At 69.3% G+C, this 25,903-nt stretch carries 25 protein-coding genes; 9 read left to right on the forward strand and 16 right to left on the reverse strand.

From position 1 onward, the window contains the following. The first annotated feature begins 169 nt into the window (after positions 1–169). On the forward strand, positions 170–2,473 hold the full coding sequence (locus MJQ72_RS08095) for a CHAT domain-containing protein (RefSeq protein WP_240598505.1): 2,304 nt from the start codon (positions 170–172) through the stop codon (positions 2,471–2,473). Positions 2,474–2,483: 10 nt separating this feature from the next. Next, complete coding sequence (locus MJQ72_RS08100; RefSeq protein ID WP_240598506.1) at positions 2,484–2,858, forward strand: hypothetical protein; 375 nt, start codon at positions 2,484–2,486, stop codon at positions 2,856–2,858. A gap of 44 nt (positions 2,859–2,902) precedes the next feature. Here MJQ72_RS08100 and MJQ72_RS08105 read toward each other — a convergent pair whose 3' ends face one another. Together MJQ72_RS08105 and MJQ72_RS08110 are read right to left on the reverse strand one after the other, a co-directional pair. Continuing rightward, on the reverse strand, positions 2,903–3,829 hold the full coding sequence (locus MJQ72_RS08105; RefSeq protein ID WP_240598507.1) for an ornithine cyclodeaminase family protein: 927 nt from the start codon (positions 3,827–3,829) through the stop codon (positions 2,903–2,905). A gap of 12 nt (positions 3,830–3,841) precedes the next feature. Continuing rightward, on the reverse strand, positions 3,842–4,858 hold the full coding sequence (locus MJQ72_RS08110; RefSeq protein ID WP_240598508.1) for a proline racemase family protein: 1,017 nt from the start codon (positions 4,856–4,858) through the stop codon (positions 3,842–3,844). Positions 4,859–4,916: 58 nt separating this feature from the next. Here MJQ72_RS08110 and MJQ72_RS08115 point away from each other — a divergent pair, with 58 nt between their 5' ends. Next, positions 4,917–5,591 (forward strand): GntR family transcriptional regulator, encoded by a 675-nt coding sequence (locus tag MJQ72_RS08115; RefSeq protein WP_240598509.1) that lies wholly within the window; start codon positions 4,917–4,919, stop codon positions 5,589–5,591. Here the strand turns inward: MJQ72_RS08115 and MJQ72_RS08120 are convergent. Together MJQ72_RS08120 and MJQ72_RS08125 are read right to left on the reverse strand one after the other, a co-directional pair. Beyond that, positions 5,549–5,992: a DUF6389 family protein gene (locus MJQ72_RS08120; protein ID WP_240598510.1), complete on the reverse strand. Its 444-nt coding sequence runs from the start codon at positions 5,990–5,992 to the stop codon at positions 5,549–5,551. The two genes, MJQ72_RS08115 and MJQ72_RS08120, sit on opposite strands and share 43 nt — an antisense overlap. Positions 5,993–6,015: 23 nt before the next feature. Beyond that, positions 6,016–7,533, reverse strand: coding sequence for a peptide deformylase (locus MJQ72_RS08125; protein WP_240598511.1), 1,518 nt, complete (start codon positions 7,531–7,533; stop codon positions 6,016–6,018). A gap of 123 nt (positions 7,534–7,656) precedes the next feature. Here MJQ72_RS08125 and tgmA point away from each other — a divergent pair, with 123 nt between their 5' ends. The 3 genes from tgmA to MJQ72_RS08140 are packed head-to-tail and all read left to right on the forward strand — an operon-like array spanning position 7,657 to position 10,027. Next, complete coding sequence (gene tgmA / locus MJQ72_RS08130; protein WP_240598512.1) at positions 7,657–7,917, forward strand: putative ATP-grasp-modified RiPP; 261 nt, start codon at positions 7,657–7,659, stop codon at positions 7,915–7,917. After that, complete coding sequence (tgmB, locus tag MJQ72_RS08135; protein WP_240598513.1) at positions 7,917–8,873, forward strand: ATP-grasp ribosomal peptide maturase; 957 nt, start codon at positions 7,917–7,919, stop codon at positions 8,871–8,873. Before tgmA ends, tgmB begins: the two co-directional genes overlap by 1 nt. Further along, positions 8,870–10,027: a methyltransferase domain-containing protein gene (locus MJQ72_RS08140; RefSeq protein ID WP_240598514.1), complete on the forward strand. Its 1,158-nt coding sequence runs from the start codon at positions 8,870–8,872 to the stop codon at positions 10,025–10,027. The genes tgmB and MJQ72_RS08140 overlap by 4 nt, the downstream gene beginning before the upstream one ends. Here the strand turns inward: MJQ72_RS08140 and MJQ72_RS08145 are convergent. The 4 genes from MJQ72_RS08145 to MJQ72_RS08160 form a co-directional block, all read right to left on the reverse strand. Continuing rightward, complete coding sequence (locus MJQ72_RS08145; RefSeq protein WP_240598515.1) at positions 10,021–10,470, reverse strand: GreA/GreB family elongation factor; 450 nt, start codon at positions 10,468–10,470, stop codon at positions 10,021–10,023. The two genes, MJQ72_RS08140 and MJQ72_RS08145, sit on opposite strands and share 7 nt — an antisense overlap. 90 nt (positions 10,471–10,560) lie before the next feature. Then, on the reverse strand, positions 10,561–10,731 hold the full coding sequence (locus MJQ72_RS08150) for a hypothetical protein (protein WP_240598516.1): 171 nt from the start codon (positions 10,729–10,731) through the stop codon (positions 10,561–10,563). Next, positions 10,728–11,993, reverse strand: a complete 1,266-nt coding sequence (locus tag MJQ72_RS08155; RefSeq protein WP_240598517.1) for an FAD-binding oxidoreductase — start codon at positions 11,991–11,993, stop codon at positions 10,728–10,730. The genes MJQ72_RS08150 and MJQ72_RS08155 overlap by 4 nt, the downstream gene beginning before the upstream one ends. A gap of 109 nt (positions 11,994–12,102) precedes the next feature. Beyond that, the gene (locus tag MJQ72_RS08160; protein WP_240598518.1) at positions 12,103–13,638 is read right to left on the reverse strand and encodes a CdaR family transcriptional regulator; all 1,536 of its coding nucleotides are present in this window, start codon (positions 13,636–13,638) and stop codon (positions 12,103–12,105) included. 172 nt (positions 13,639–13,810) lie between these two features. Between MJQ72_RS08160 and MJQ72_RS08165 the strand changes: the two genes are divergently transcribed. The 3 genes from MJQ72_RS08165 (at position 13,811) to MJQ72_RS08175 (ending at position 18,466) form a co-directional block, all read left to right on the forward strand. Beyond that, positions 13,811–15,379 carry a discoidin domain-containing protein gene (locus tag MJQ72_RS08165; RefSeq protein WP_240598519.1) on the forward strand — a complete coding sequence of 523 codons (1,569 nt, stop codon included), beginning with the start codon at positions 13,811–13,813 and terminating at the stop codon, positions 15,377–15,379. Positions 15,380–15,466: 87 nt separating this feature from the next. After that, positions 15,467–17,026: a discoidin domain-containing protein gene (locus tag MJQ72_RS08170; RefSeq protein ID WP_240601278.1), complete on the forward strand. Its 1,560-nt coding sequence runs from the start codon at positions 15,467–15,469 to the stop codon at positions 17,024–17,026. Between the two features lie 15 nt (positions 17,027–17,041). Continuing rightward, on the forward strand, positions 17,042–18,466 hold the full coding sequence (locus MJQ72_RS08175; protein WP_240598520.1) for an RNA polymerase sigma factor: 1,425 nt from the start codon (positions 17,042–17,044) through the stop codon (positions 18,464–18,466). Positions 18,467–18,511: 45 nt separating this feature from the next. On the opposite strand, the gene MJQ72_RS08180 is transcribed toward MJQ72_RS08175, so the two are convergent. The 8 genes from MJQ72_RS08180 to MJQ72_RS08215 all read right to left on the reverse strand — a co-directional run bounded on the left by MJQ72_RS08180 (position 18,512) and on the right by MJQ72_RS08215 (position 25,844). Further along, positions 18,512–19,549: an ornithine cyclodeaminase gene (locus MJQ72_RS08180; protein ID WP_240598521.1), complete on the reverse strand. Its 1,038-nt coding sequence runs from the start codon at positions 19,547–19,549 to the stop codon at positions 18,512–18,514. Next, entirely contained in the window at positions 19,546–20,472 is a 927-nt protein-coding gene (locus MJQ72_RS08185) for an ornithine carbamoyltransferase (protein ID WP_240598522.1), read from the reverse strand. Before MJQ72_RS08185 ends, MJQ72_RS08180 begins: the two co-directional genes overlap by 4 nt. A gap of 10 nt (positions 20,473–20,482) precedes the next feature. Continuing rightward, the gene (gene sbnA, locus MJQ72_RS08190; protein ID WP_240598523.1) at positions 20,483–21,478 is read right to left on the reverse strand and encodes a 2,3-diaminopropionate biosynthesis protein SbnA; all 996 of its coding nucleotides are present in this window, start codon (positions 21,476–21,478) and stop codon (positions 20,483–20,485) included. After that, positions 21,465–22,409: a threonine/serine dehydratase gene (locus tag MJQ72_RS08195; RefSeq protein WP_240598524.1), complete on the reverse strand. Its 945-nt coding sequence runs from the start codon at positions 22,407–22,409 to the stop codon at positions 21,465–21,467. The genes sbnA and MJQ72_RS08195 overlap by 14 nt, the downstream gene beginning before the upstream one ends. Before the next feature lie 241 nt (positions 22,410–22,650). Beyond that, positions 22,651–22,932, reverse strand: coding sequence for a muconolactone Delta-isomerase (gene catC, locus MJQ72_RS08200; protein ID WP_240598525.1), 282 nt, complete (start codon positions 22,930–22,932; stop codon positions 22,651–22,653). A 25-nt stretch (positions 22,933–22,957) separates the two neighbouring features. Continuing rightward, positions 22,958–23,809: a catechol 1,2-dioxygenase gene (gene catA / locus MJQ72_RS08205; RefSeq protein WP_240598526.1), complete on the reverse strand. Its 852-nt coding sequence runs from the start codon at positions 23,807–23,809 to the stop codon at positions 22,958–22,960. Positions 23,810–23,835: 26 nt separating this feature from the next. Continuing rightward, complete coding sequence (locus MJQ72_RS08210; RefSeq protein ID WP_240598527.1) at positions 23,836–24,939, reverse strand: mandelate racemase/muconate lactonizing enzyme family protein; 1,104 nt, start codon at positions 24,937–24,939, stop codon at positions 23,836–23,838. Then, positions 24,939–25,844 carry a LysR substrate-binding domain-containing protein gene (locus MJQ72_RS08215; protein WP_240598528.1) on the reverse strand — a complete coding sequence of 302 codons (906 nt, stop codon included), beginning with the start codon at positions 25,842–25,844 and terminating at the stop codon, positions 24,939–24,941. The genes MJQ72_RS08210 and MJQ72_RS08215 overlap by 1 nt, the downstream gene beginning before the upstream one ends. Between the last annotated feature and the right edge of the window lie 59 nt (positions 25,845–25,903).

The raw sequence follows: 25,903 nt of genomic DNA on the forward strand, positions 1-25,903 counted from the left end.
CTCCGGTCGCGCTCCGCCACCGGATCCGGGTCCGGTCTGGGCAGATTCGGGCCCACCACGGCGATCCCGCACCCCCGGACGGTGGATTCGGCCGACACCGGCTGGTCTTCACCTCGGTCGCGGACCACAATCGTCCCCCTGTGCGTGCACTGACGGTGGGGAGGATCGGATGTCGCGCCCGCAGGCAGCCGTTGCCGCGTCGATCGTCATCCTGCTCGCCGTCGCCCTACCGGCGTCGGCGCAACAGGACGCCATCCCCACGCAGGTTCACCCTGGCTCCGCTCACGAGATCGTCAAGTACGGTGTCGCTGCGGACGACGGCTGCCTGCTCTACTTCGGCGGGGAACCCAGTGGCCCGTGCTCAGGTGCGAGCCGGGGGCCGCTCCGTGGCAGGCTCACGATCGACGCCGGGCAGCCGCCGGGGCCTACCGAACTTCATTGTCAGCCGTGCCACCGTGTGGGCGCCTCCTCGACTTCGACCCGGAAGCCGCCCACCACCTCGACCGGGCCGGTGACCACGAGCGAATCCCCGACCACGAGCGCGCCCACCACGTTCACGAGCCCGTCCGTCGAAGAATCGTCACCGAAACCGCCGGCCGGGTACGCGCGCCGGCCGGCGGGCACTCGGCTCAAGCTCGCGACCGTCACCGTGCTGGCCGCACCCGCGCCGCCGCCTGCCCAGCCGGCCGTGGAGAACACCGAACTTCTCGATCTTCCACCGCGGACATGGCTCGCGATCCTCGCGGGTCTGGTGCTTGCCGCGGCCGCCCTCGCCGGGCTGCGCTTCGTCCGTCGCCGCGGCGGCAAGCCGCCGCCCCTTCAGCCGCCGACCGGGCTACCGGAACCCGGAATCCGGCCGGTCCGGGTTGGGATCTCCGACCTCGCCGGAAGTCCCGCGCCGTCGGCCATTCCCTTGACCCCGGACATCGGATACGTGCTGTGGGTGGACATCGGTGAGCTGTCGGGCGCGGACACGAGCCGAGAGGTGCCTCTCGACGTAGTGGCCTTCGACAGCACCCCGGCCGGGCTACGGCCGATGGTCATGGGGACGTCGGCCCGGCGCGTGGGGCTCACCGCCGGGGACACCGGACGCGTCGTGTTCGACCTCCGCACCCCGGCGCGGTCAGCGCGGCGGCGGCTGCGGGTCGGGCTGTATTGCCGCGGCGTCCTTTGGCAGTCGTTCGCCGTCGAAGCGGACGTCGGCTGGCCGGAGGAAGGCGGCGGCTGGCGAGCAGAGCGGGACTATGTGGCCGCATACGGGCTCGATCCGTCCCTTTTGGACACTGCGGCCCCACATGCACTGAGCATCATGGTCAATCACAACACCGCCGACGAGCACGGGATCCACGTCTTCTTCGCCGACGGCGCGGTGCCGATGGCCGCGGGCATACCGGCGGCGCATCTGCACCGGCTGCAGGCCCGCGCCCGTGACCTGTACCGGCGGCTGGAAGCGGCGCCGGGATCGATCGACGCCGCGCTCGGGGCTCTGGCGTTGCACGGCCGGAACGTCTACACCGCGATCCGGCCGCGGATCGACCCGGCGCTCGTGCGTGCCGGGCTGGATCCCGTGCCGTTGTGGCAGCGGCTTCGGGACCGGGTCCGCGTGCAGGTGATCTGGCCGGACGGGTGCGCTCAGCCCCTTCCCGCCGCGATCGTCTACGACTTTCCCTTGGCAGAGGTCGGTTCGGCCGAGCTGCGTGCCTGCCGCGCGTTCTTCGACGATCTGATCGCCCGTGTGGAGCCGCGCTGTTTCGGCGGGCGTTGTCTCTCGGACTCGGACACGGTGGTGTGCCCGGCCGGTTTCTGGGGTTTCCGGCTGCTCCTGGGCAGCCCGCCGTCGCTGGCTACGGATCGGCCGGTACCGGATCGGCCCGTGGAATCCGCGGATCCGCCCGCCCTCGTGCTGGGCAAGGCCATGGATCCCGCTTTCGTCCTGCGGGACAGGCATTTGCGTCGGCTTCGGGAGCTGCTGCCGGGAGTCGCGTGGTACGAGGAGAACCGGCGCGCCGGGTTGCTCGCCCGGCTGCGGGCCGTCCAGCCCAGCCTGATCTATCTGTACTGCCACGGCGGCGTCGACGAAGAGCAGGGCATCGGCTGGGTGGAAATCGGCGACGGCGAGCGGTTGTCCGCGCGCGGGCTGCCCGACGACCTCTACCGGTCGTGGCGCTCCCGGCCACTGGTCCTGCTCAACGGTTGCAGTACCGCCGCGCTGGGGAACGATCAGCCGAATCCGTTGACGCAGCGGCTGTTGTGGGCGGGCGCGGGCGGGATCGTCGGTACCGAGATCGACGTGGGGGAGACGACGGCGTGCCGGTTCGCCGATCATCTCGTGCCGCTCGTGCTCGGCGCGAACCGGGAACTCGGCGATGCGGTCCGGATGAGCCGTCTCGAACTCCTCCGGACCGGCAGCGTGGCGGGGCTGAGCTACCTCGCGCTGGCGTGTCCGGATCTCCGTCTGACGGTCGAGGAATGAGGAAATGGCGATGTGGGAGTTGATCGGTGCCGGCGCTTTCGGCTTCGTGCTCGGCTGGAACCTGTACTTCGTGAACAGGTATAGAACCGGCGAGATCGGCTTGTCCGATCTCGCCGCGCTGCTCGGTGCCGTCGGCGGTGGGGCGGTACTCGCCCTGTTCCCGGCCGGGAGCAGGCTGTTCGGCGCGTACGGCATCGGGCTCGCGGCGGGCTTCTTCGCCTATCTGATCGTGCTGCTGATCATGGTCGCCCGTTCCGACGATTTCGGCGTCGAGTGGTTCCTGGACGGGCGCCGCCGGAAACCCGCGGACGAAGAGCACATCCCCGCCGAGACGCGAGCCTCCGGCGCGCCGATGTCCCGCGAAGACTCCCGGTTGCCGAGCTGACGAACGCGGCAGCCGAGAGCTGTCGCCGCCGACGACCTGCCCGCCTACTTCGTCCGGTCGAAGCAGATTCGAGCGAGAAGACCGGCGATCGCCCAGTCCTGTATGGCCACCCCGACGGACTTGAAGACCGTACGGCCTCGTCGCTTCGTGACTCCCTCGGCCAGCGCGGTCCCCAGTTCGGTGAGGTCGTCCTCCGTGATCGTCCCCGCCGCGAGGGCGTGGATGATCTCCCCAGACTCCTCGAGGATCGCTTCCCGTTCGTCGATGACCACGGTCGCGGCCGCGAGCAGCTCGTCCGGCAGTTCTCGCATGGTGGGACGGAAGGCGCCGACGGCGTTGACGTGAGCGTGTCCAGCCAGCGATTCGAGTGAGAACAGGGGCTTGGTGGACGTCGTCGCGCAGCAGACGATGTCCACGTCCCGGACGGCCTCGTCGGCATCGGTGAGAACGACGGCGGTGAGGTCCAGCTCCGCGCCGAGCGACTTGCCGAGCGCTTCGGCACGTTCGAGCCCGCGACTGACGATCCTGAGTTCGGTCAACGGCCGGACGGCGTGCACGGCCCGGACCTGGTCGGCCGCCTGCGCGCCCGCACCGATGAGGGTGCATGTCTTCGCTTCCGGCGGAGCCAGCAGATCGGTCGCGATACCGGTGACGGCGCCGGTGCGGATGCGGGTCACCTCGGTGGCGTCGGCGACGAGCTGGCGGCTGTGGCCGAGTTCGCTCCAGACGACGGTGCCGGCGATGGCCGGGACACGGTCGAAATCGAGGCTCAAGGTCTTGATCATCGCCGACGCGGTCGGCCGGTGGTGCGTCGACATCACGAGGAATCCGCCGTCGCGCAACACGGTTCGCGTCGGCATTTCGAACTCGCCGCGGTGCAGGGCGAGAAAACCGTTCCGTACCGTGGCGATCGCGGCGGACATGGACACGGCGGACCGGATCTCGTCCGGGCCGAGGGTCACGACGTCCACGAATCCTCCTTGTCAGCGCAATACGAAGCCCGGGACCAGATCGTCGTCGGGATCCACGACGAACCGATGGTGACCGGTGCGGAACGCACGGCCGGTCACCACGGGCAGGACCGCGTTCCGGCCGGCGACCACGGTCGTGTCCGCGATCCGGGCGGACCACGTCGAACCGACGATCGAGGAGTGGACGAGAGAGCCGTCCGTCGCCAGCCGTCCGGACGCGTGCAGCGCCGCGACGCGGGAGGCGGTCCCCGAACCGCAAGGCGACCTGTCCACCTGCCCGTCGGCGAAGACGGTCACATTGCGCTGGCGGACGTCTCTGTCATCCTCGCCACCGAGTTCGTCGAAGAAGATCACGCCGTAGACGCCGCTGAGACGCGGATCGAGCGGGTGCTCGGCGTAGGCGCTCGCGTCGAGCTTGTTCTTGATCTCCCGTCCCAGCTCGATCAATCCGGGAAGCGAGGCCTTGTCGACGGAGAGGCCGAAGGCCGCCGCCGGTACGTGGGCGTAGATCGCGCCGCCGAAGGCGACCGTGCAGGAGGCGGCGCCGCGCGAGGTTTCCACGACGACCTCGTCATGGAGGAGATAGGCGGCGACACTCACGAAGTCGACCGCGGTGACCTTCGGCCCGGATGTGGTGACCCGTGCGGTCACCCGTCCGGACGGCACGTCGATCACCACGTCGGTGACGCCGCCGGGATCGACGGGCACCAGTCCGGTCTGGACCGCCCAAGTGCCAAGGCACATGGTGCCGTGGCCGCACGCCGCGGAGAAGCCGTCCTTGTGCCAGAAGAGAACACCGAGATGGGCGCCCGGATCGTCCGGCGCCACGACGAAACCGCCGTACATGTCGGCGTGCCCGCGTGGCTCGGAGCAGAGCAGCCGCCGCAATCCGTCGACCTCGGGGTCGACGGCGGCCGCGACCCGCTTTTCCGCGACCGTCGCTCCGGCCGGTCCCGCCGTCGTGGTGACGATCCTGAACGGTTCGCCACCACAGTGGTAATCCACCGCGTCGATCCCGTCGCCTGTCATGGTGAACGAACGTAACATGTGACATTGTACTGAGACAATGCCTGGTGAAGGGGCGATCATGGCTGTGGGCGCGATCAAGGGGCTGTCCTCGATCGGTGGCCGTCGCAACCTGCGCGACGAGGTCATCGAGAACCTTCGCGGTGCCGTGATCTCGGGCGAGATGCGCCCCGGTGTCGTCTACTCCGCGCCGACGCTGGCCGAACAGTTCGGCGTGTCCGCGACACCGGTGCGGGAGGCGATGCTCGACCTCGTCAAGGAAGGGCTCATGGAGACCGTGCGCAACAAGGGTTTCCGGGTCACCGAGCCATCCGAACGCGAACTCGACGACGTCACCGAGCTACGCGCCCTGATCGAGGTGCCCACCGTGCGCCGCGTCGCCGAGACCGGCGCCGACGCCGACGCGCTGAAGCGGCTCCGCGAGCTCGCGGCCGAGATCGAACGCGCTGCCGTCGAGCAGGACCTCATCGGACACGTCAGGTTCGACATGGAGTTCCATCTCTCGCTGCTCGGCCTGGCCGGTAACGAACACCTCGTCGAAGTCGTCCGGTCGTTGCGCGTCCGAGCGCGGATCTACGGCCTCAAGGTCCTCGCCGAACGCGGGCAACTCGCCTCGTCAGCGCGCGAGCACGCTCAACTCGTCGACCTCGTCGAGGCTCGTGACGCCGACGGCGCCGAGGCGCTCATGCGGCGTCACATCGGGCATGTCCGCGGTATCTGGGCGGCCGAGCCGTAGCCGTCCGGGGACGACACCTCCACCGGAACCGACGGCGTCCGATCGAACGTCCGGGTCCAGACCGAGTCGAGCCAGTCGACGACCGTGTCCACGATGAGGTCCGCCGAGAGGCCCCGTGGGAGCGGCGGAACATCCGGTTCCCAGCCGGTTTCCTCGTGGACGACGCCGAACAGGTGGCGGTGCTCGTCGATGGGTTTGTTGAGGACGTAGGAATCCGGGCCGTCGAACCGCGCCCAGATGTCGAAGGTGCCCTCACCGTCCTGGTCGGGGAAGACCTCGATCTGCACGCTTTCGACGGTGTCGCCGATCGCCTCGACGATCACCCTCAGCCGCGTGGCGACGTCGTCGGAATGCGCGTCGAGGACGCGGCGAAGTCGGCGGCGGTACTCGTCTTGGTCCACACAGGACAATCTAGCGGGCGGCGTCAGTACTTCCAGGCTGATCCGGTGCCGCGGTACTGCTCGACCGGGATCGGGACGACACCCTGGCGCATACGGTCGACGTAGAGGCGTCCGTGGAGGTGGTCGACCTCGTGGGCGACGAGCCGGGCGACGCCGCGCTCGAACACGGTGATCTTGGTGTAGCCGTCGATGGTGGTGTGTTCGACGTGGATGACATGCGGGCGTGGAACTTGGCCGCGAACGTCGAAGAAGCTCAGGCACCCTTCATATTGCTCGTCCGTGTCACCGCTTTCCTCGATGATCGTGGGATTGAAGAGCGTGATGCCTTCTCCGTCCGGGGTGCGAACGATCGCGGCGGCGCGATCGACCCCGATCTGCGGGGCCGCGATTCCCATGCCCTTCCCGAAGGTATGCGCCTGGGCCACCCGCTCACATGCGGCGTTGAGCTCCGCGACGACTCGGCGTGCGTCCTCGGCCTCAGCGGGTAGATCGAAGCGCCGGGCGACACGACGAAGCGCCGGCGCGGGGTCCTGGACGATGCCCAGTGCGGCCATGGTCGTGCTCGGCTGGGGCGGCGGCCCATCCGCGTGGGTCGGGTGAGAACGAAAGTCCCACTCGAGTCGGTATCGGGCATGCAGGGGCGGGTCTTCGCATGCCCAGGAGAAGGTGCTGCGGCCGTCTGTGTCGTTCCGGCTGATGGCGGTCGCGAAAGGCATGGCCTGTGCGGTCATGGAGGTGTGCAGGCCCCAGACGGCGGGGGAGAGGTCGGAGGGGAAGTCCAGGCACACCGACAGAGTGCGGGTGGGGAGCCGGACAGCACGCTGGAACCAGTTCCCCCAGTGGTGCTCACTGACGGTGTATTCGTAGTCGATCCAGCAGGATTCCCCAGGATAAAGAGGAAAGTGCCCGCGGTCGCCCGCGAAAAGCAGCCAGACCTCCTTGAACGCGGCACGGTCGTGATGGACGGTCCACGTCATCGATGTCGCGCGAGAACGGCCATGCCAAGCGTGAAGGTCGATCTCGTCCCAGGTCAGTGGGTCTTCGCCGTACAGCTGATTGGAACGTTCCGGATCGCCGGGGAAACGGTCGACGGAGATGCGGATCAGGTAGCGGGTGATCGGTTCGACGCCGCGGTTGACCAGATGGCGGCGCTGGGTGAGCCGGTAGATGCCGTTCTCGTAGCGCAGGGTCGCGTCGTCATGCTCGACCACCAGCCCACCGGTCGCCGTGGGTGAGTCGGCGTGCGAAGGGGCCGAGGGCCGGGTACGGGTTGGACGATTGACTTCGAAGTCTCGGAAAGCGGCCTGGAGGGCGCCTCCGGCGCGCAGTGCGGCTTCCGCTTGGGCGGCGAAGGATTCCGAGGGGCGTTCGGTACCGGAGAGCACCTTCGACACATACGAGCGGTCGTAGCCCATCGCCTTGGCCAGCGAGGCGCGGGAGTATCCGCGTACGTCGCGCCACCGTTCCAGCTCGGCGGCGAACACGTTCGCCGCCGCCTCCGACTCCTTGGCGGCCGCGCTGTCTGGCACGCCCGTTGTCATTCCGCCTCCACCGATCCGAACACCGTGAGTGTGCGTGAACGCACCGTGAGTCGTCGCTCAGCCTAGTGGCACATGGCCGATTCGCGGTGTCCTTCTTCCAAGGCCACGAAGAAAGGACGTCACATGTCTGCATCGAACCCCTTCGCCCCGGTCAGCGCCCAGTTCGCATTGGACGGGGCGAGCTTCACACCTCGGCACGATGATGTTCCCTCGCCCGTGGGCGTGCGGACGTCATGGAGCTATGACCCAGTGCGCCAGGTGGCGGTCGATGCCGGAGGGCGGGCGGTGATCGAGTCCCCGATGATGACGGACCCGTCGGCGGAAACGACCTCGACTGTCGACGGCGAAGACGGCCCCAGCTCCGAAGACTGGGACAACGACTGATGACGGTCCTCATCCTCGCACCCGAACGGGACTTCACCGCCGACCGGGTGGTCGTGGCGTTGGAGCGACGCGGCACGCCGGTCGCACGTGTCGACACCGCGTGGTTCCCGCGGCATACCGAGATCGATGCGCGGTTACGGAACGGCCGATGGGTGGGGACCTTGTCCGCTCACGGACGGACGATCTCACTCGAGGGATTGCGGTCGGTGTGGTATCGCAATCCCTCGGCGTTCGCTTTCCCCGCCGAGCTTTCGGCGACCGAGCGGAGCTGGGCCATGAGCGAGAGCAAACTCGGCCTCGGTGGCGTGCTCGCCTCGCTGCCCGTGCGGTGGATCAACCACCCATCGCGCAATGCCGACGCCGCCTACAAGCCCGTCCAGCTCGTCACCGCCGCCCGCTGCGGGCTCATCGTGGCCGACACCCTCGTCACCACCATCCACGCCTCGGTCAGCGACTTCGTCGACGGCGGCGAGACGATCACCAAGGCATTCGGCGCGGCCTCGATCATCGAGGATGGCGGCCGCAAGACCATCTTCACCGAAAGAGTCAGCAGCGAGAACGTGGCCGACCTGCGTGGTCTGGCGACCGCCCCGCACCAGTTTCAACGCTGGATCCCCAAAGCCCACGAAGCAAGGGTCATCGTGGTCGGTGAGCACATCTTCGCCGCTGGGATCCATGCCCGAACCCCGGAGACCTATCTGGACTACCGCAACGGCTATCCGAACCTGAGCTACTGCCGGCTGGAACCGCCCGACACGGTCGCGAGTGGAGTGCTGCGTTACTGCAGAGACCTCGGGCTCGTATACGGGGCTTTCGACTTCGTCATCCGTCCGGACGGGGAATGGGTCTTCCTGGAGTGCAATGCGGGCGGCCAGTATGGGTGGATCGAAAACGCCATCGCCGCACCGATCACCGACACCATCGCCGACCAGCTCGCCGAAGGAGGGACGCCATGACTGCCGTCACGACACCATGGCGTGAGCGGGCGCGCCGGCTTGCCGACGAACTCGCGGCGGAAGGGGTATTACGGGCACCAGAGTGGCGTGCCGCCATCGAGGCTGTGCCAAGGCACGCCTTCGTGCCGCGCTTCCACACCCAGCAGCCAGACGGCAAGTGGAGCGAGACCGGCGCGGACTCACCTGACTGGCTCGACCAGGTTTACCGTAACCAGCCGCTGATCACCGCGCTCGCGTCGACCCCTCGCGGTAGCCAGGTCACGGTGTCCTCGTCGACCAAGCCCGGCTTGATGATCCGCATGCTCGAAGCACTCCGAATCGACGGCACTCACCGGGTTCTCGAAATCGGGACCGGGACCGGATACAACGCCGGGCTGCTCACTCACCGTCTCGGTGACGACCAAGTCTGTTCGGTGGACATCGCCGCCGAGCAGGTCGCCGCGGCCAGGGCCCGTCTGCACGAACTCGACCTGCGTCCGACGCTCGCCGTCGGACACGGCGGCGCCGGTCTACCCGGCGAGGCGCCCTTCGATCGCATCATCGCGACCTGTTCGGTTTCGGCCGTCCCTTCGTCGTGGGTGGAACAGGTCCGTGACGGCGGCCTCGTCCTGGTCGACCTCAAACGCACCGTGCACGCCGGCAATCTCGTCCTCCTCACCCGTCACGGCGACCGGCTCGAAGGCAGGTTCCTGCCCCGATGGGCCGGTTTCATGGCCATGCGGGAGAGCGGCGGGGCACCGCCCGACCAGTCCGTCGACATCACCGTCGAGGTCGGTGACCGCTCCACCACCGGGCTGCCGCCGCACCCTTGGGATTCCTTGATTCCCTGGCTGCTGGCCCAATCCTCCCTGCCGTCGGGACTGACGTTCGGCTATCGCGGTACGGGCGCCCACCGGTGGGCCGTGTTCACCGCGAACGAAGGCTCCTGGTGCGCGGTCGCGGTGAACTCCTCCGGCGGGCGCCGTGAGGTCCGCCAACACGGTGAGGTGCGGATCTGGGACGAGTTCGAGAAGGCTCACGATCAATGGCGGCACCTCGCCGAGCCGGGCTGGGGTCGCTTCGGCCTGACCGTGACCGCTGATGGAGGTCATCGGATCTGGCTCGACGATCCTGACGGCGCACACTCCTGGCCCTTGGCGCCGATTCGTCAGTGAGCGGCCTCCCGATGCCGTCCGTACGGCTTGGCGTCCAGCAGGGTCACGTGGACGGCCCCGCCGCTCGGCACCCGATATTCCCGCCGGTCGCCCGGTTTCGCGCCGTGCAGCGCCCGGCCGAGCGGGGAATCGGGGGAGTAGACCTCGAGTTCGCCATGTCCTGCCTCGTCGCGGATGCCGAGCAGGAAGGTCTCGGTGTCGCCGTCGTCGTACCGGACGGTGAGCACCATGCCGGGCTCGGCGATCCCGTCGTCGGGCGGATCCTGTCCGACGACGGCGCCGCGCAGAATGTCCTCGATCTGCCGGATCCGGGCCTGCCGGTGCGTGTTGTGCGTGATCTCGTCGTCGTCGCCGTACCGGTCGTCGGTGCCGGGGCGCCGCAACGTCGCGAGCTCGCGCACCAGTCGTGTGTGCGCTTCCTCGGTCAGCCAAGGACCTGACATGGTGGTGATCGCCTTTCGATGGATACGTCCGTGAGGGCCGGGCGCGGAAAGGACCCGGCCCCCACAGACCTTCGGTGAGTCCCGCGTCGGTCAGCGGGTCTCTGGTTCACGGGGCCGCCGCTGGAAGGCGCCCGCGTCGGTGGCGAACCCGATCGCGGCCTTCAGCAGAAGGTCCTTTTCGGTGCGCAGCAGGGCGTTCTCGGCGCGGAGCCGGTCCACTTCGGACTGTTCGTCGGATGGGGTTTCGTGGTCCGGCGTCATCGGCGAAGGGGGTCGAAGGGACGCAATGCCTCGGGCTGTTTGCCCGTGGTGATGTGCTCGGCCAGCAGGCGGCCGGTGATCGGGCCGTGGGTCAGTCCCCACATGCCGTGGCCGCCCGCGACGTAGAGTCCGGGTGTGCTCGTCGCGCCGATCACGTGCCGTCCGTCGGTGGTGACGGGGCGGGAACCGACCCACTCGTCAGTGCGCCCGTCCCAGTCCAGGCCGGTGAGGAAAGGCCGCGCCGAGGCGATGATCGCGGCGATCCGGGCCGGATCCAGCCGCGCGTCCGGTTTCCGGAACTCCATCGTCCCGGCCACGCGGAGCCCTTCGCGGTACGGCGTGCACGCCACGCGGATGTCCGGCAGGTAGAGCGGTCCGGGCACCGGGCGGTCGGTCGGCACGGTGAAGGAGTAGCCGCGTCCGGCCCGCACGGGGGCCTTGACGCCCCACTTGCGGCCGAGGTCTCCGAGCCAGGCCCCGGTCGCCAGCACGACCGCGTTGGCGTTCACCGTCTGTCCTGTCTTCGAGCGCACGCTCAGCGCGTGACGGTACGCGCGCAGGGAAGCGACCTCGAATTTGTGACGGATCGTGCCGCCCCGGCTCACCACCGACCGTGCCAGCGACTCGACGAACCGGCCCGGGTCGACGTAGCGCTGCCCGTCGATCCGGACACCGGCGCCGAGCCTGGCCGTGGCCTGGGGGAACCGCTCGGCGAGCTCGGCCGCGGTGAGGCGGGTCCAGGAGATGCCCTGTCCCGCTTCTTCGATACGCCGCAGTTCGCTGATCAGCCCGGCGGCCTGGTCCGCCGTCCCGAACGCCGCGGTGATCGGCGCTTCGATGGTCGGCGCGTCCACCCCGTTCGCGGTGAGGACGTCGAAGGCTTCCAGGCATTCCTCGTTCAGCGGTGCGTTCGCCTCGACCGCGCGGGTCCACGACCGGCTCGTGCAGTTCGCGGCGAACCGGGCGAGGAACGACCACAGCCGCGGATCGGGTGACGGCGGAACGTGCAGCGGGGCCTGCCGGTCCAGCAGCGTCCGCAGCCCGTAGCGCAGGACGCCGGGTTCGTTGAGCGGGATCGAGAGCCCGGGGGAGAGCCAGCCGGCGTTGCCCCACGACGCTCCCGCCGCGATGCCCGCGCGGTCCACCACGGTGACGTTGACGCCGCGTTCCTGCAAGAACCACGCGGTCGACAGGCCGACCACGCCGGCCCCGATCACGATCGCCGAACGCGGGCCGCCGTCGATCCGGTCGAGCTCGCCCATGAATTCCTCCGCTGCACAAGTGGTGCTGTCGCGGTCAGGATGACTCGGATCCGGGCGGCGTCGATTGTCCGGATCTGACAATCCGGGCGGATCGTTTTGGCCGGAGCGGTCAAGGGGCGGGGTCGGACACGGCCAGCTCGATGATCATCGCCAGCCGTTTCGCGGGCTGGTCGAGGCGCAGTTCGGTCACTTCGGCCATCTTCCGCAGCCGGTAGCGGATCGTGTTGGGGTGCACCTCCAGCCGCTCGGCCGCCTCGGCGAGATCCCCCTGCGCCTCGAGCCAGGCGCGCAGCGTCGCGACGTAACTGGTGGCGTTCGCGCTGTCGTGCCGCCGCAGCTCGGTGATCGGGCCGCGGGCCGGTGCCCGGCCGGACGCCGCGGCCGCCCGCAGCCGTTGCACCAGGATGTCGTCCCAGGCCTCGTCGTAGGCGATCGCGGAGCTCGTGCCGGGACGCACGCTGTGCAGCGCGAGACATTCGTCGGCTTCCAGCCTGCTGGCGGGCAGCTCCGCCGACGCCGCGCCGGCCCCGATGCCTGCCAGCATCGTCACCTGCCGTGGCAGTGCCTCGCGGATCGAAGCGACCCACGCCCTGGCCGCCTCGACGTCGTCCCCGGGCAGAACGGTGTAGACGGTGTTGCTGAACAACGTGCTACGGCCCGGGCGTGACCAGCCGAAACCGGTGGTCGCCCGCTCGAACGCGAGCAGCAGCGCGGCATGACGCTCGTCGCCGATATGGGCCTGCAGCGCGATCACCCGGAACCGGCCGGGCGGCAGGCCGAGCCTGCTGAGCACGGCCGCCGCGTCCGGTGTGCCCTCCACCAGCCGGATGACCAGATCCGATTCGACCTGGCGCTCCAGATCCGCGCTCGCCCGTGAGCGCAGCAGGTGCAGGCCGACCGTGCGCGAGCTGTCCCGCAGGACCGCGCGCCGGGCGTCGGTCAGCGGCCGGTCGCATTCCACCCAGATCGAGCCCAGCAGCTCCCGGCCCGCGCGGACCGCGACGACCATGCGTCCGGTCAGCCCGTGGTCGGGATCGGCCTCGACGAACAGCGGCTCGTCGGAGCCGGCGAGATGCGCGAACACGCCCCGCCGCTCGAACAGTTCGCGCACCGGCTCCGGGACGAGCCTGCCCAGGATCGTCTCCAGCCGGGCCCGGTCGGCCAGATGCTGACGGCTGGAGTAGGCGAGGACGCGGGACAGCCGGTCCTCGATGGTCACCGCGCTGCCGAGCGCGTCCGCCAGGCTGTCGGCCAGTGCGAACAGGTCGGTCGGCCCGCGGCCCGACTCGGTCTCGCGGCCCTCCAGCACGAGTCCGTAGACCACGCCGGCGAGCTGCCCCCAGGACACGTCCGGTTCCACCAGCAGCACCGCGACACCGCCGCGTTCCGCCCGCTCGGCGGCCGCGGTGTCCGGCGCCGATCCGCGGACCAGGACGACCGACGCGTGCGCCGCCACGGCCAGGTCGACGGCGGCCGCGACGGAGTCCGTCCCGACGGCGAGGTACACGTCCCCGCGCAGGTCACGCGGGTCGGCGGCGTCGTGCATCACCACGTCACGCAGCGCCACCTCGCGCGATACGGGACAGCACCACAACCGCGCCCCGTATCCACCGAGGACGTTCACGAGCCGATCCAGCGTCACCATGGCCGCGACCCTGCCATCAAATGGTGCCGGGCACAGCGCGTTCACCCGTTGACTGTGAGTTTAAGAACCTTTTACACTGCGATCGTTAGGAAACTTACTTAACTAAGCGACTCCGGCTGAAGTCGCCGCCCACCGCCGGTACTCGCCGACTCCGCAACGTCGAGGAGTTCGCATGAAACGGAGAACACCCCTGGCCGGTGTCGCGGTGGCGACCCTGGCCCTGCTGGGGCAGACATTGATCTCTTCGGGTACCACCGCGCAGGCGGAATCCCTGCTGTCGGCGGGCAAACCGACCACCACGTCGTCGGTCGAGACCGCCGAGTTCGCCGGTGGCAACGCGGTCGACGGCAGCACCACGACCAGATGGGCCAGCGAGGAAGGGGTCGATCCGCAATGGATCGCCGTCGACCTCGGTGGGCCATCGACCGTCACCAAGGTCAGGCTGAACTGGGAAGTCGCCTACGCCAAGACCTACAAGATCCAGGGCTCGGCCGACGGCAGGACCTGGACCGACATCAAGTCGGTCACCGACGGGAACGGCGCCACCGACGAACACCTTGGCCTCAACGCGTCCGCCCGCCACATCCGAATCCACGGCACGGCCAGGGGGACGTCGTACGGCTATTCGCTGTGGGAGCTGGAAGTCTACGGTGACCGCTCCGGTAGCGGGGACACGCAGGCACCGACGGCGCCGACCGGTCTCGCCACGACGGGCAGCACCACGAACAGTGTCTCGCTCGGCTGGACCGCGTCCACCGACAACGTCGGGGTCACCGAGTACGAGGTGCTTCGCGACGGGAACGTCGTCGGGACCACGGCGACGACCACCTACACCGACTCCGGGCTGGCGTCCGGAGTGGAGTTCGGCTATTCCGTGCGGGCACGGGACGCGGCGGGCAACGTCTCCGCGGCGAGCGCGGTGGTCAGGGCGGCGACCCAGCCCGGCGGAACCGGTCCCATCACCATCGCGGTCGGGGGCGACATCGCCAACCCCGAGCTCTTCTCGACGCATCAGGCGACCGCGAACCAGGTTGCCAGGATGAACCCGCAGTACGTGCTGACCGTCGGGGACAACCAGTACCACAAGGGCACCATTTCCGAGTACCGCGCCCATTACGACAAGACGTGGGGCAAGTTCAAGAGCATCACCAAACCCACGACGGGCAACCACGAATGGGACGACCAGCTCAGGGGGTACAAGGAGTACTTCGGCGCGATCGCGTACCCGAAGGGCTTGCCGTACTACAGCTACGACATCGGCGACTTCCACTTCGTCGCGATGGACTCGAATCCGATCTACGGCGGCGGCGGTTCCGAGCAGGTGGCCTGGCTGCGCGACGACCTGGCGAAGAACACCAAGGCCTGTGTCATCGGGTACTGGCACCATCCGCGGTTCAACTCGGGGGAATACGGCGACAAGAAGCAGATCGCGCCGTTGTGGAACGAGCTGGCCAAGGTGAAGGCGGACATGGTGATGTCCGGGCACGACCATCACTACGAGCGGACGAAGCCGCTGGACGTCAACGGGCACGTCGACGAGGCCAACGGCGTGCGTTCGGTCATCACCGGCATCGGCGGGGACTACCTCTACACGAACTACAAGGAGCGTGAAGGGGTGGAGAAGATCTTCGCCAAGCACGGGGTGATGAAGCTGATGCTGAACGGGAAGTCCTACTCCTGGGAGATCTACGACACCAACGGGAACGTACTCGACAAGGCGGGTCCGTACACCTGCCGCTGACGGCCGAGGTCCGGTGCCGCCCGCGGCACCGGACCCGGTCCCTGTTCCATGACGACGTAGGCCCGACCAGGAGTACAGGTGAATCGAATGGTGAAGCCGGGCACCGCCGCGATCGCGGCGATCGTCCTGCTCGCTCAGCCCGTGATCGCTTCCAGCGCCGCGGCCGGACCGGTGGAAGCACTGCTGTCGGTCAACAAACGGACCACGACGTCCACCGTCGAGAACGAGAGCTTCAGCGGTGCTCTCGCCGTCGACGGCGATTCGACGACCCGGTGGGCGAGCCTGGAGGGCGATCCACAGTGGATCGCGGTCGACCTCGGCGGCCCGGCGGATATCAGCCGGATCAAGGTCTTCTGGGAATCGGCCCACGCGAAGGACTACCAGGTCCAGGCGTCCGACGACGGCCAGAACTGGCGCGACGTGAAAACCGTGGCCGGTAGCGACGGTGGCCTCGACGAGTTCACCGGGCTGAACACCTCCGCCCGGCACGTCCGGATCTTCGGTACGGCTCGGGCGACCGTGTACGGATACTCGCTGTGGGAGCTGGAGGTCTATGGCGTCCGGACCGGCGACGGCGACATCCAGCCGCCGTCGGTGCCGTCCGGGCTCCGGCAGTCGTCGTCCACCACCGAGAGCATCACGCTCGGCTGGAACCCGGCGAACGACAACGTCGGGGTCGTCGAGTACGAGATCCTGCGCAACGGCAACGTCATCGGCAGGTCCGCGACGACGTCCTACACCGACACGTCGCTGGCGTCGGGCTTCGACTTCCAGTACGCGGTGCGGGCGCGGGACGCGGCCGGGAACCTGTCCGGGTCGACCACGCCGGTGAAAGCGGCCACCCGGCCGACACCGTCCGACGGCATCGTCATCGCGCTCGCCGGCGACATCGCCAAACCCGAGCTGCCGTCGGAGCACTCCCGGACGGCGGAACTCGTCGCCAAGATCAAGCCCCGGTACGTGCTGACGGTCGGGGACAACCAATACGTCGACGGCACCATCGAGGAATTCCGGTCCTACTACGACAAGACCTGGGGCAAGTTCAAGAAGATCACCAAACCCACTCCGGGCAACCACGAGTGGAACAACGAGCTGGCCGGATACAAGCAGTACTTCGGCAAGATCGCGACGCCGAAGGGGAAGCCGTACTACAGCTTCGACGTCGGCGCCTTCCATTTCGTCGCCCTCGATTCGGACCCGGTGTACAACGGCGGCGGCGCCGAGCAGGTGGCGTGGCTGCGCAAGGACCTCGCGAAGACGAAGAAGTCCTGTATCGCCGGCTACTGGCACCATCCGCGCTTCAACTCCGGGAACTCCGGTGACGCGAAGAGCGTGGCGCCGTTGTGGAACGAGCTGGCCAGGGCCAAGGCGGACGTCGTGTTCGCCGGGCACGATCACCATTACGAGCGGACGAAGCCGCTGAACGTCGACGGGCACGTCGACGAGGCCGACGGCGTGCGTTCGGTCATCGCCGGGATCGGCGGCGACAGCCTGTACCTCGACTACAAAGCCCGTGAGGGCGTCGAGAAGATCCTGGGCAAGCACGGAGTGATGAAGCTGGTCCTCAAGGGGAAGACCTATTCCTGGGAAATCATCGGAACGAACGGCGAACTGCTCGACAAAGCAGGCCCGTACAGCTGCCGGTGACGGGGAAGGAGACGGGTGAAGCTTCCGATGAAGTTCGTCGTGGCGCTGGCGGGTGTCGCCGCACTCGCCGCCGCTTCGGTGGTGTACGTGGTGCAGGCCAAGGCGAAGAGCCCCGAACGGCAGGCGGACGCGACGGTCGCGGTGGATTCCTCGGGGCAGGTCGTGCTGGGGGAGCAGGGAAGGCTGCTGTTCCGCAACGGCGCGTCGGGGCCCGGTTACGGCAATGTCGCGTCGGTCCCCGTGTCCGATCCTGCGGGGCCGCGACGGATCAGTTCGCTCACTTGCGAACGGTTCTACACCGCGGCGAACGGCGGCCTGTGCCTGGCGAAGGAGGCCACGCCGATGGCCGGCGCGGTCGCCCGGTTCGTCGATGCCGCGCTCGGCGACGTGAAGCGGGTCGATGTGCCGGGAATCCCCAACCGCGCGAAGCTCTCACCCGGTGGCCGGATGGGCAGCTGGACCACCTTCGTCACCGGTGACTCCTACTCGACGCCCGGCACCTTCTCGACGCGTACGGCCATCAACGACCGAGACGCGGAAGACGCGGCTCAAAGGGCGGTCGAGAATGTGCTGAAACGGCCGCCTGGCAAGAACGTCGACAATCTGCGTGCCTGGCTGCGCAGGGTCGCGATCAACTCGGCCAAGGACCTGGCCCGGGAGCTCACGGCTCGTCGTGAAGTCCTGGACGAGGGAAATCAGGAGAACACGGATCCGCGCGCGGACACCCGCGGTTCCGTCCAACTGCGGATGGACACGCTGCAGTTGCTCGACCGGACCTGGAGCTTCCTCGACAAGCCCTCCCAGGAGAACGCCACCCTGTACCTGGAAGTGACCTTCGGACACCACAAAGAAGCGGAGCTGGCCGAGCGGTTGGGCGTCCAGCCGAGCGAGGTGCGGAACCGGCGCTGGCGAGGCAAGAGGGCGCTCGGCGAGGCGGGCGCGGCCGCGGTCCTCGTCACCGACCCTGGCGAAGGAGCGAACCGGTGCCTGATCCCGAGCAGCCTCGTCGGCACCAGGACGGGCTCGCCGGAGCTGCTCGACAAGGTCCGGACACATGTCAAGGCCTGCGAGAAGTGCCGGAGGCGTCGCGACGACCGGAAAGGCCTGCTGAGGTTCGTCTTGGCCGTTCCGGGGCTGGCGTTCGCCGGAGACCTGCTCCACCGCCTGCTGCCGACGGCCAAGCACAAGGTCGCGGCCGCGAGTTTCGTGACGCTGGTGGCGGTCGCGGCCCCGTACGTCCCGATTCCCGGCTGGAACGACGCGTCGCCGTCCAGCCCGGCCACTTCGGCACCCTCGACTCCGACTCTGGGGCCGCCCGCCCCGCTCCCGCCGGCGGTCGCGCCACCGCCGGCGCCGACGAATGCCGAGCCGACACCCGGTGCCCCGGCGCCCACCTCCGATTTCGAGGCTGGTTCCGGACCTCCCGAACGGCGGGGATGACGGGTGACCGGTCCGATCATCCAACGCCCGGAAACCAGGGCGGGCTCAGCCGAGGTGGACGACGGTACCGAGCCCCTCCGCCCGGGCCTGAGTGGAGATCGCCGCGTACAGCGCGACGTCGAGGACTCCCATGCCGAACGGGTTCAGCACCACATACGGCGACGCGACCCCGTGCGCGCGGTGCCGTCCCGTCAGGACACCGCCCAAGGTGCCGTCGAGGGAGCGTGCCGACCCGGCAGCACCGGGACGCCCGAACACGCCTTCCGCCATCAGACGGCCCAGCGGCCGGCGCGGGTTGTCGGCCACCAGGTCCACGTCGTCGACGTAGACCGCCGCCGCGTCGCGGAACGTCGCGTCCGTCAGATCACCGAGGGAGACATTGATCAGCAACGCGCCCGGCGCGGCCCAGTCCGGCTCGGCGTACCCCTCGTCCATCGTGGTCGTGAACACGGCGATCTCGGCCTCGGACACCGCTTCCCGCGCCGTCGAGCAGACCTGTACCGCAAGGCCGGGCAGCATGGCGGCCAGTGCCCGCGCGGCCTCCGGGGACCGGTCGTACAGGGTGATCTTCCGCAGCGACGGCAGCCGTTCGGCGAGCAGCGCCGCGTGCATCCGGCCCTGCGCGCCGCAACCGACGACGGCCAAGGAAACCGCCCCGCCGTATCCGAGCGCGTCCACCCCCACCGCGCTCACCGCCGCCGTCCGGACCGCGCTCAGGAGGGCGGCCTCGATGATCGTGGTGATCCGGGCGGTCTCGGCGTCGAAGCACAGACCGATGCCGCCCGCGCGTTCCAGCCCGCTGGCGGGGTTGGACACGCTGGCGTTGATGATCTTCATGCCGTACGCCGACCTCGCCGCACCGGGCATCCCGATCGACCGGGTGTAGGCGCCTCGCGAGTTCTCCCAGCGCAGGTACGCCTCGGCGGGCAGGAGACCGATGCCGCGGTCGTGGTCGGCCAGTGTTTCGCGGACGACGTCCACCGGGGCGACGTTCGTCAGGCACTTGCGGACCTCTTCACGGGACAGCAGTGTCACCTCGCCCGCACCGGACAGGCCGCTGTCGGCGAGGTCGAACCAGCTCATGCCGAGTCCTCCCCGGCACACCACTCGAGCGCGGCCATCGCGCTGTACAGCTTGTTCTCCGCCTGGGCGAAGGCGACGGAACGCGGCCCGTCGAGCACGTCGGCCGTGACCTCCTCGCCCCGGTGCGCGGGCAGGTCGTGCAGGAACAGCGCGTCCGGGCCTGCCGTCCACAGCTCCGCCGTCACCTGGAACGGCGCGAACACCGTGCGCCAGCCCGGGTCCGGTTTGGACGTTCCGGTGGTCTGCCATCGGGTGGTGTACACGATGTCCACGCCGTCAGGCAGGTCGAGGACGTCATGCCGCTCCACAATGGACGAACCATGCCGGGCGGCGTGCTTGCCCGCGCGCTCCAGCACCTCCGGATCGACGCCGTAGCCCGGCGGGGTGCGCAGGTGCAGTTCGGTGCCGGGGAAACGGCTGAGCGCGAGCGCCAATGCCGCCGCCGTGTTGTTGCCCTCGCCGAGGTACAGCATGCGGACGCCGTCGACGCGGCCGAAGCGCTGGACGATCGTCGTCAGATCCGCCAACGCCTGGGTCGGATGCTCGTCCGCGCTCATCGCGTTGACGACGGCCATCCGGTCCTGCGCCGCGATGGCCCGCAGCTCCGCCGGATCGGCCGCCGTGCGCGCCACGAGGAAGTCCAGCATCGACGACAGCACGCGTCCGGTGTCCTCGATGGACTCCCCGGTGTTGGTCTGCAGGTCGTCCGGGCCGTACGCGATGATCCGGGCGCCCAGTCGCAGCGCGCCCGCGGAGAACGCGGTGCGTGTGCGGGTGGAGGTCTTGCGGAAGTGGATGCCGACGACCGCACCATCCAAAGTGGAGTAGTTCGCCCGCGGCCGTTCCGCAAGGCGGACGGCCCGGCCGACGATGGCACGCAGGTCGTCGTCGGTGAGGTCGTCGAGGGAGATGAGGTGACGCAAGAGGAACTCCTCAGGAGATCGCGGCCAGGGCGCGGGCGGTCACTTCGGGCACTTCGCCGAAGTGACCGCGGACCCACGCGTCGGAGTAGATGGTGTCGAGATAGCGGTTGCCGTCGTCGGGGAACACGAGCACGCACCGGGAGCCGGGCGGGATGCGGTCGCGCAGCTTCGCGAGCGCGGCCACGGTCGCGCCTGAGGAACCGCCCGCGAGGATGGCCTCCCGGGCGACGAGCATCCGGCACGCCCGCACACATTCGAGATCGGTCACGTGCACGACCTCGGTCACCGCGGACGTGTCGACCAGCGGCGGCCGTCGGCCGGCGCCGTGGCCCGGGATCCGGCGTTCTTCCGTCGGCACGTGGAAGATCGCGCTGCCGGCGGCGTCGACCGCGACCAGCTTCGTGGCCAGCCCTTCGCGCCGGATGTAGTCGGCGCAGCCACGCATCGTGCCGCCGGTGCCGACCGCGCAGAACAGGTAGTCGACGCGGCCGTCGAGCGCGTCGGCGATCTCGCGCATCGTGTGCTCGTGCGCCGCCGGGTTGAGCGGGTTCGCGTACTGATCGGGCCAGAAAGCGTCCGGCAGGAGCGCGAGGAGCTCCCGCACCCTGGCGATCCGGGCGCCGAGCAGGTCGCCGTCGACCGGGGCGGTGACGACCTCGACCGTGGCGCCGTAGGCCCGCAGCAGCGCCAGGGTCTGCGCGGTCGTGCGGGTGTCGACGACGCACACCAGGTCGAGCCCGAAATACGCGCACATCTGGGCGAGCCCGACACCGAGATTGCCCGACGTGGACTCGACGACCACCGATCTGCCCGGCACGAGCGTGCCGGAGCGGATCTCGCCGTGCAGCATGTTCAGCGCCGTCCGGTCCTTGACGCTGCCGCCGGGGTTGAACTTCTCCAGTTTCGCGAACACCCGGGAGCCTGTCAGCGGGACGACCCGGTCCAAGGCGACCAGGGGAGTGTCCCCGATCGTCGCGAGCACACCGCCGATCTCAGCCGTGATCAACGGACACCTGCTCTCTCCTCGCCCCCAGTGGTGGCGCCGCGACGTTCCCGCCGGAGACGACGGCGACCGCCGCCCTTCCCGGTGGCCCGGCGCGCCCGGTCAGGTGGGCGGCTGTCGCCACCGCACCGCTCAGCTCGGCGACCACGCCGAACCGGTCGAACAAGAACGCCTGGGCGGCGACGATGCTTTCCTCGTCGACCGTCACGACGTCGTCCACGAGCGTTTTGACGTGCTCCCACGCGAGCTCGCCGAGCACCGGGGCGCGCAGGCCGTCGGCGATCGTCCGGTAGGTCCGCGACACCGGCCAGCGCGTCAGGCGGCCGGTGCGGAACGAGTCGGCCGCGTCGGCGGCGAGTTCGGGTTCCACGCCGACGACCCGCGTGCCCGGCGAGTACGCCTTGACCGCGACGGCGACGCCGGCGAGCAGGCCGCCGTTGCAGACCGGGACGAGGACGGTGCCCGCGTCCGGCAGATCCGCGACGATCTCCGCGCCGACCGTGCCGTGCCCGGCGATCACCGCGAAATCGGCCGACGTGATCAGGGTGGCGCCGGTGCGGGCCAGCAGTTCGGCCGTCGCGGATTCCCGTTCACCCGGTGGCACGACGATCACTTCGGCGCCGAGCGCGCGGACCGCGTCGACCTTCAACGCGGGCGCCGTTTCGGGCAGCACCACCGTGGCCTTCACCCCTTGGCGGGCCGCGGCGTAGGCCACCGCGCGGCCGTGGTTGCCGGAAGACTGGGCCAGCACGTGGCCCGTCAGCCCGGAGACCGCGTTGAGCGCGCCGCGGACCTTGAACGAGCCGGTCCGCTGCCGGTTCTCCGGTTTGATCCACAGTCCGTCGACCGGCCCGAGCACCGGCGTGCGGCGCACGGAGCATCGGATCCGATCCGCGGCCCGCGCGACGTCGGCCCCGGTCACCAGGCGCGTCACCGGGTCACCACCCGGCCGGCCCTGCCCTTTTCTGCCCGCAACTCCGCCGAACTCCTTCGCGCCCAAGGCGGTCCGAAGTGGACCTCGGCCGATTCAACTTGGGCCGGACCGGCACGGTCCATGAACAACCGACCGGAACTTCGGGGGCGGAAGTTCCGGTCGGCGCACCGCGCTCACCAACCGGAACGGCGGGCACACGGACCGCGATCGATCAGGAGACGAGGGGAGTTTCAGGGCACCGTCAGCCCGTGACCTTCGAGGGATGCGCCGCCAGCGGCGTGACCTCGATGTCCATGTACGGGAACAACGGCAAACCGGACAACAGCGTGTGCAGCTCGTCGTGGTCCGCGACGTCGAGGATGGAGAAGTTCGCGTATTCGCCCGCGATCCGCCAGATCTGCGGCCACTTGCCTTCGCGTTGCAGCCGCTGGCTGTACGCCTTTTCCCGCGCGATGACGTCGGCACGCTCCGCCGGATCGAGGTCCGGTGGCAGGTGGACGTCCATGCGAACGTGGTAGAGCATCGATCACTCCAAAAAGGACCTGTGGTCAGGGGCGTTCGGGGTCGAGGACGAAGCCGTACTCGATGGCCTCGCCGTCGCCCGACGGGCGTGGGTCCAGCAGCAGTTCCGGCTTGACCGCCGAAGCGATGTCGTCGTCGTTGTGCTCGTCGCCGGGGAAGTACAGCTGTGCGGTGAGCAGTTCATGGCCCGGTGCCGAGACCTTGACGTGCAGGTGCGCCGGGCGCCACGCGTGCCAGCCCGCCGCGGCGATGAGCTTGCCGCAGGCCCCGTCGGTCGGGATCTGGTACGGGGCGGGGCGCACGGTGTGGATCTCGAACCGGCCGTCGTCATCGGCGGTGAAGCTCGCGCGCAGGTTCCACTCCGGGATGTTCGGCGCGAACTGGGAGTAGAAGCCGTCGGCGTCGGCGTGCCACAGCTCGACCTTCGCGCCGGCCAGGGCGGAGCCGTCGGTCGAGGTGACCCGGCCGGTCCAGATCAGCGGCGTACCGGACTCGTCCTCGCGCATCGGGACCGAACCGCGGGCACCCTGTTCGGGTGCGGCGGGCACGTAATACGGACCCTCGATGGTTCCCTTGTTGCCCTCGCGGTGCTCGGTCGCGACCTCTTCGACGACGTGCTCCACCCACACGTCGAGGAACAGCGGCCACTCGCCGTCCTCGCCCACGCTGATCAGCCACGCTTTGAGCGCGTTGTACTCGTCGTAGGTGACCTTGTGCTTCCGGATCGTGCCGTGCACGGCTTCCAGCACCTCGCGAGCCAGCAGGCTGACCCGGTCCTTGGGCGTTCCGGCGACTCCGGCGAACTTGTCGCTCTTGAACCGTTCGGTCGCGTTGGCGCCGGACGCGGCCGCGGTGGCCGTCTCGTGGATGGCGGTCATGAATCCTCCTTGATTCGTGGTGGGCGTCAGTGGTCCTGGCGGTAGCGCCGGAGCTTTTCGGGATCGATTTCGGCACCGAGGCCGGCGCCGGGGCGGACGGTGAGTTCGCCGTCGGTGATGCGCAGCGGCTCGGTGAGCAGGTCGTCGCTCATGTCGAGGAAGTTCGAGAGCTCGCCGGGGCGACGGGACGTCAGCTCGTAGGCCGAGCCGAACGCGACGGTGCACAGCGAGCCGAGCTGGCCGTCGATCTGGTTGCCCATCACGACCTCCAGACCGAGGCCCTCGGCGAGGTGGTGTGTGCGCTGCGAACGGGTGAAGCCGGTGCGGGCGGTCTTGATGCTGATCGCGGTGGCGGAGCCGCCGAGCACCTCACGGGTGACGTCGGCCGGGGTCACGGCGGATTCGTCGGCGATGAACGGAACGCCGATCTGCCCCACGAGCCAGCGCCTGCCGAGGACGTCGTCGGCCGGGCACAGCTCCTCGGCGAAGAGCAGATCGAGGTCGGCCATCTCCCGCATCGCCCGCGCCGATTCGGCGGCGGTCCAGCCGCGGTTGCCGTCGATGTAGAGGTCGACGCCGTCACCGAAGTGCTCTCGCAGCGCGCGCACGACGGCGGTGTCGAGCGACGTGGGTCGGCGGCCGACCTTGACCTTGAAGGTGCTGATGCCGTGGGTGTCGCGCATCCGCTCGGCTTCGGCGACCATCGCGGACGGCTCGTCGAAGCCGAGCATGTGGGACACGCGCATACGGTCGGTGTAGCCGCCGAGGAGTTCGGTCACCGACACGTCGAGGCTGCGGCCGAGCGCGTCCCAGATGGCCATGTCGATGGCGGATTTCGCGGTCGGGTTGCCGACCGTGCGGGCGAGCCGGGTGTGCACCGTTTCGCGGTCGGGCAGGCTGAGACCGACGATCTGCGGGGCGAACAGGGAATCGATCACCGCGATGATCCCCGCCTGGGTCTCGCCGTAGGTGAACGGCCGCGGTGGTGCCTCGGCCACGCCGACGACGCCGTTGTCGGCGTGCACCCGCACGAGGACGTGCTCGGCGACGTGCACCTCTCCCGAAGCGAACTTCAGCGGCTTTCGGTACGGGATGGCGAACGGGATCGCCTCGACTCGCGTGATCTTCATCAGGTGTCCCCTGTGGATGGTGCGACGGAAGGAAAGACGTCCTCGAGCGCGTCGAGGACGGTCGTGACGAGCGGGGACGGGGTTTCGCGGTGCCAGGCCAGCGCCAGCTCCACGGTCGCCGCTCCCGCGAGGTCGCGGAACACGACACCGGCCAGGGGGAGGGCACGGGCCGAGGCAGGCACCACGCCGACCCCCAGTCCGCCGGCGACCAGTGCCAGCAGGACCGCGGTTCCGGAGGCCTCGTGTAGTTGATGAGGCGTGAGCCCGGCCTCGCGGCAGCTGCGCGCGACGGCGTCGTACACGACCGAGTTGCGCCGGTCGTAGGTGACGAGCGGTTCGGTCCGCAGATCGGCCATCGCGACGACGGGCTCCACGGCCAGCCGGTGGTCGGCCGGCACGGCGAGGACCAGCGGCTCGCTCTCGATCACGCGGAAGTCGATGTCGTCCCCGGTGACCGGAGGGCGGAGCACCCCGATCCCCAGTGTTCCCGTGCGCAGGCGTTCGCACTGCTCCGCGGTCAGCAGGTCGGCGCGGATCTCCAGCTCCACCTGCGGCACCCGCTGGGCGAGCGCCCTGGCCAGATGCGGCAGATGGGAGAACGCCGCCGTGCCGGTGAACCCGACCCGGAGCAGGCCCAGCTTGCCTTCGCCGATACGCCGGACCCCGCGGATCCCGACGTCCAGCCCCGCGAGCACGCGTCGGGCTTCGGCCAGGAAGAACTCACCCGCCGGTGTCACCCGGACCTGCCGGGTGGTCCTAGCCAGCAGGACGACGCCCAGTTCGTCCTCCAGCTGGCGGATGGTGTGCGAGAGCGCGGGCTGCGCGACGTGCAGCTGCTCGGCCGCCCGGCCGAAATGACATGTCTCGGCGACGGTGACGAAGTAACGCAGGTGACGAAGTTCCATGAGACGCCTCCTCCCCGGCCTCTGTCGCCGATTCGTTCACGGTAGGAAGCAAAATCATC

This window comes from Amycolatopsis sp. EV170708-02-1 (assembly GCF_022479115.1).
In the GTDB taxonomy this organism is placed as follows: domain Bacteria; phylum Actinomycetota; class Actinomycetes; order Mycobacteriales; family Pseudonocardiaceae; genus Amycolatopsis.

Bases quoted from the DNA above. Each gene is read 5' to 3' on its own strand.
- MJQ72_RS08095 (WP_240598505.1), top strand. From the start codon at position 170: ATGTCGCGCCCGCAGGCAGCCGTTGCCGCGTCGATCGTCATCCTGCTC.
- MJQ72_RS08100 (WP_240598506.1), top strand. From the start codon at position 2,484: ATGTGGGAGTTGATCGGTGCCGGCGCTTTCGGCTTCGTGCTCGGCTGG.
- MJQ72_RS08110 (WP_240598508.1), bottom strand. From the start codon at position 4,858: ATGACAGGCGACGGGATCGACGCGGTGGATTACCACTGTGGTGGCGAA.
- MJQ72_RS08115 (WP_240598509.1), top strand. From the start codon at position 4,917: ATGGCTGTGGGCGCGATCAAGGGGCTGTCCTCGATCGGTGGCCGTCGC.
- MJQ72_RS08125 (WP_240598511.1), bottom strand. From the start codon at position 7,533: ATGACAACGGGCGTGCCAGACAGCGCGGCCGCCAAGGAGTCGGAGGCG.
- tgmA (WP_240598512.1), top strand. From the start codon at position 7,657: ATGTCTGCATCGAACCCCTTCGCCCCGGTCAGCGCCCAGTTCGCATTG.
- tgmB (WP_240598513.1), top strand. From the start codon at position 7,917: ATGACGGTCCTCATCCTCGCACCCGAACGGGACTTCACCGCCGACCGG.
- MJQ72_RS08140 (WP_240598514.1), top strand. From the start codon at position 8,870: ATGACTGCCGTCACGACACCATGGCGTGAGCGGGCGCGCCGGCTTGCC.
- MJQ72_RS08145 (WP_240598515.1), bottom strand. From the start codon at position 10,470: ATGTCAGGTCCTTGGCTGACCGAGGAAGCGCACACACGACTGGTGCGC.
- MJQ72_RS08150 (WP_240598516.1), bottom strand. From the start codon at position 10,731: ATGACGCCGGACCACGAAACCCCATCCGACGAACAGTCCGAAGTGGAC.
- MJQ72_RS08155 (WP_240598517.1), bottom strand. From the start codon at position 11,993: ATGGGCGAGCTCGACCGGATCGACGGCGGCCCGCGTTCGGCGATCGTG.
- MJQ72_RS08160 (WP_240598518.1), bottom strand. From the start codon at position 13,638: ATGGTGACGCTGGATCGGCTCGTGAACGTCCTCGGTGGATACGGGGCG.
- MJQ72_RS08165 (WP_240598519.1), top strand. From the start codon at position 13,811: ATGAAACGGAGAACACCCCTGGCCGGTGTCGCGGTGGCGACCCTGGCC.
- MJQ72_RS08170 (WP_240601278.1), top strand. From the start codon at position 15,467: ATGGTGAAGCCGGGCACCGCCGCGATCGCGGCGATCGTCCTGCTCGCT.
- MJQ72_RS08180 (WP_240598521.1), bottom strand. From the start codon at position 19,549: ATGAGCTGGTTCGACCTCGCCGACAGCGGCCTGTCCGGTGCGGGCGAG.
- catC (WP_240598525.1), bottom strand. From the start codon at position 22,932: ATGCTCTACCACGTTCGCATGGACGTCCACCTGCCACCGGACCTCGAT.
- catA (WP_240598526.1), bottom strand. From the start codon at position 23,809: ATGACCGCCATCCACGAGACGGCCACCGCGGCCGCGTCCGGCGCCAAC.
- MJQ72_RS08210 (WP_240598527.1), bottom strand. From the start codon at position 24,939: ATGAAGATCACGCGAGTCGAGGCGATCCCGTTCGCCATCCCGTACCGA.
- MJQ72_RS08215 (WP_240598528.1), bottom strand. From the start codon at position 25,844: ATGGAACTTCGTCACCTGCGTTACTTCGTCACCGTCGCCGAGACATGT.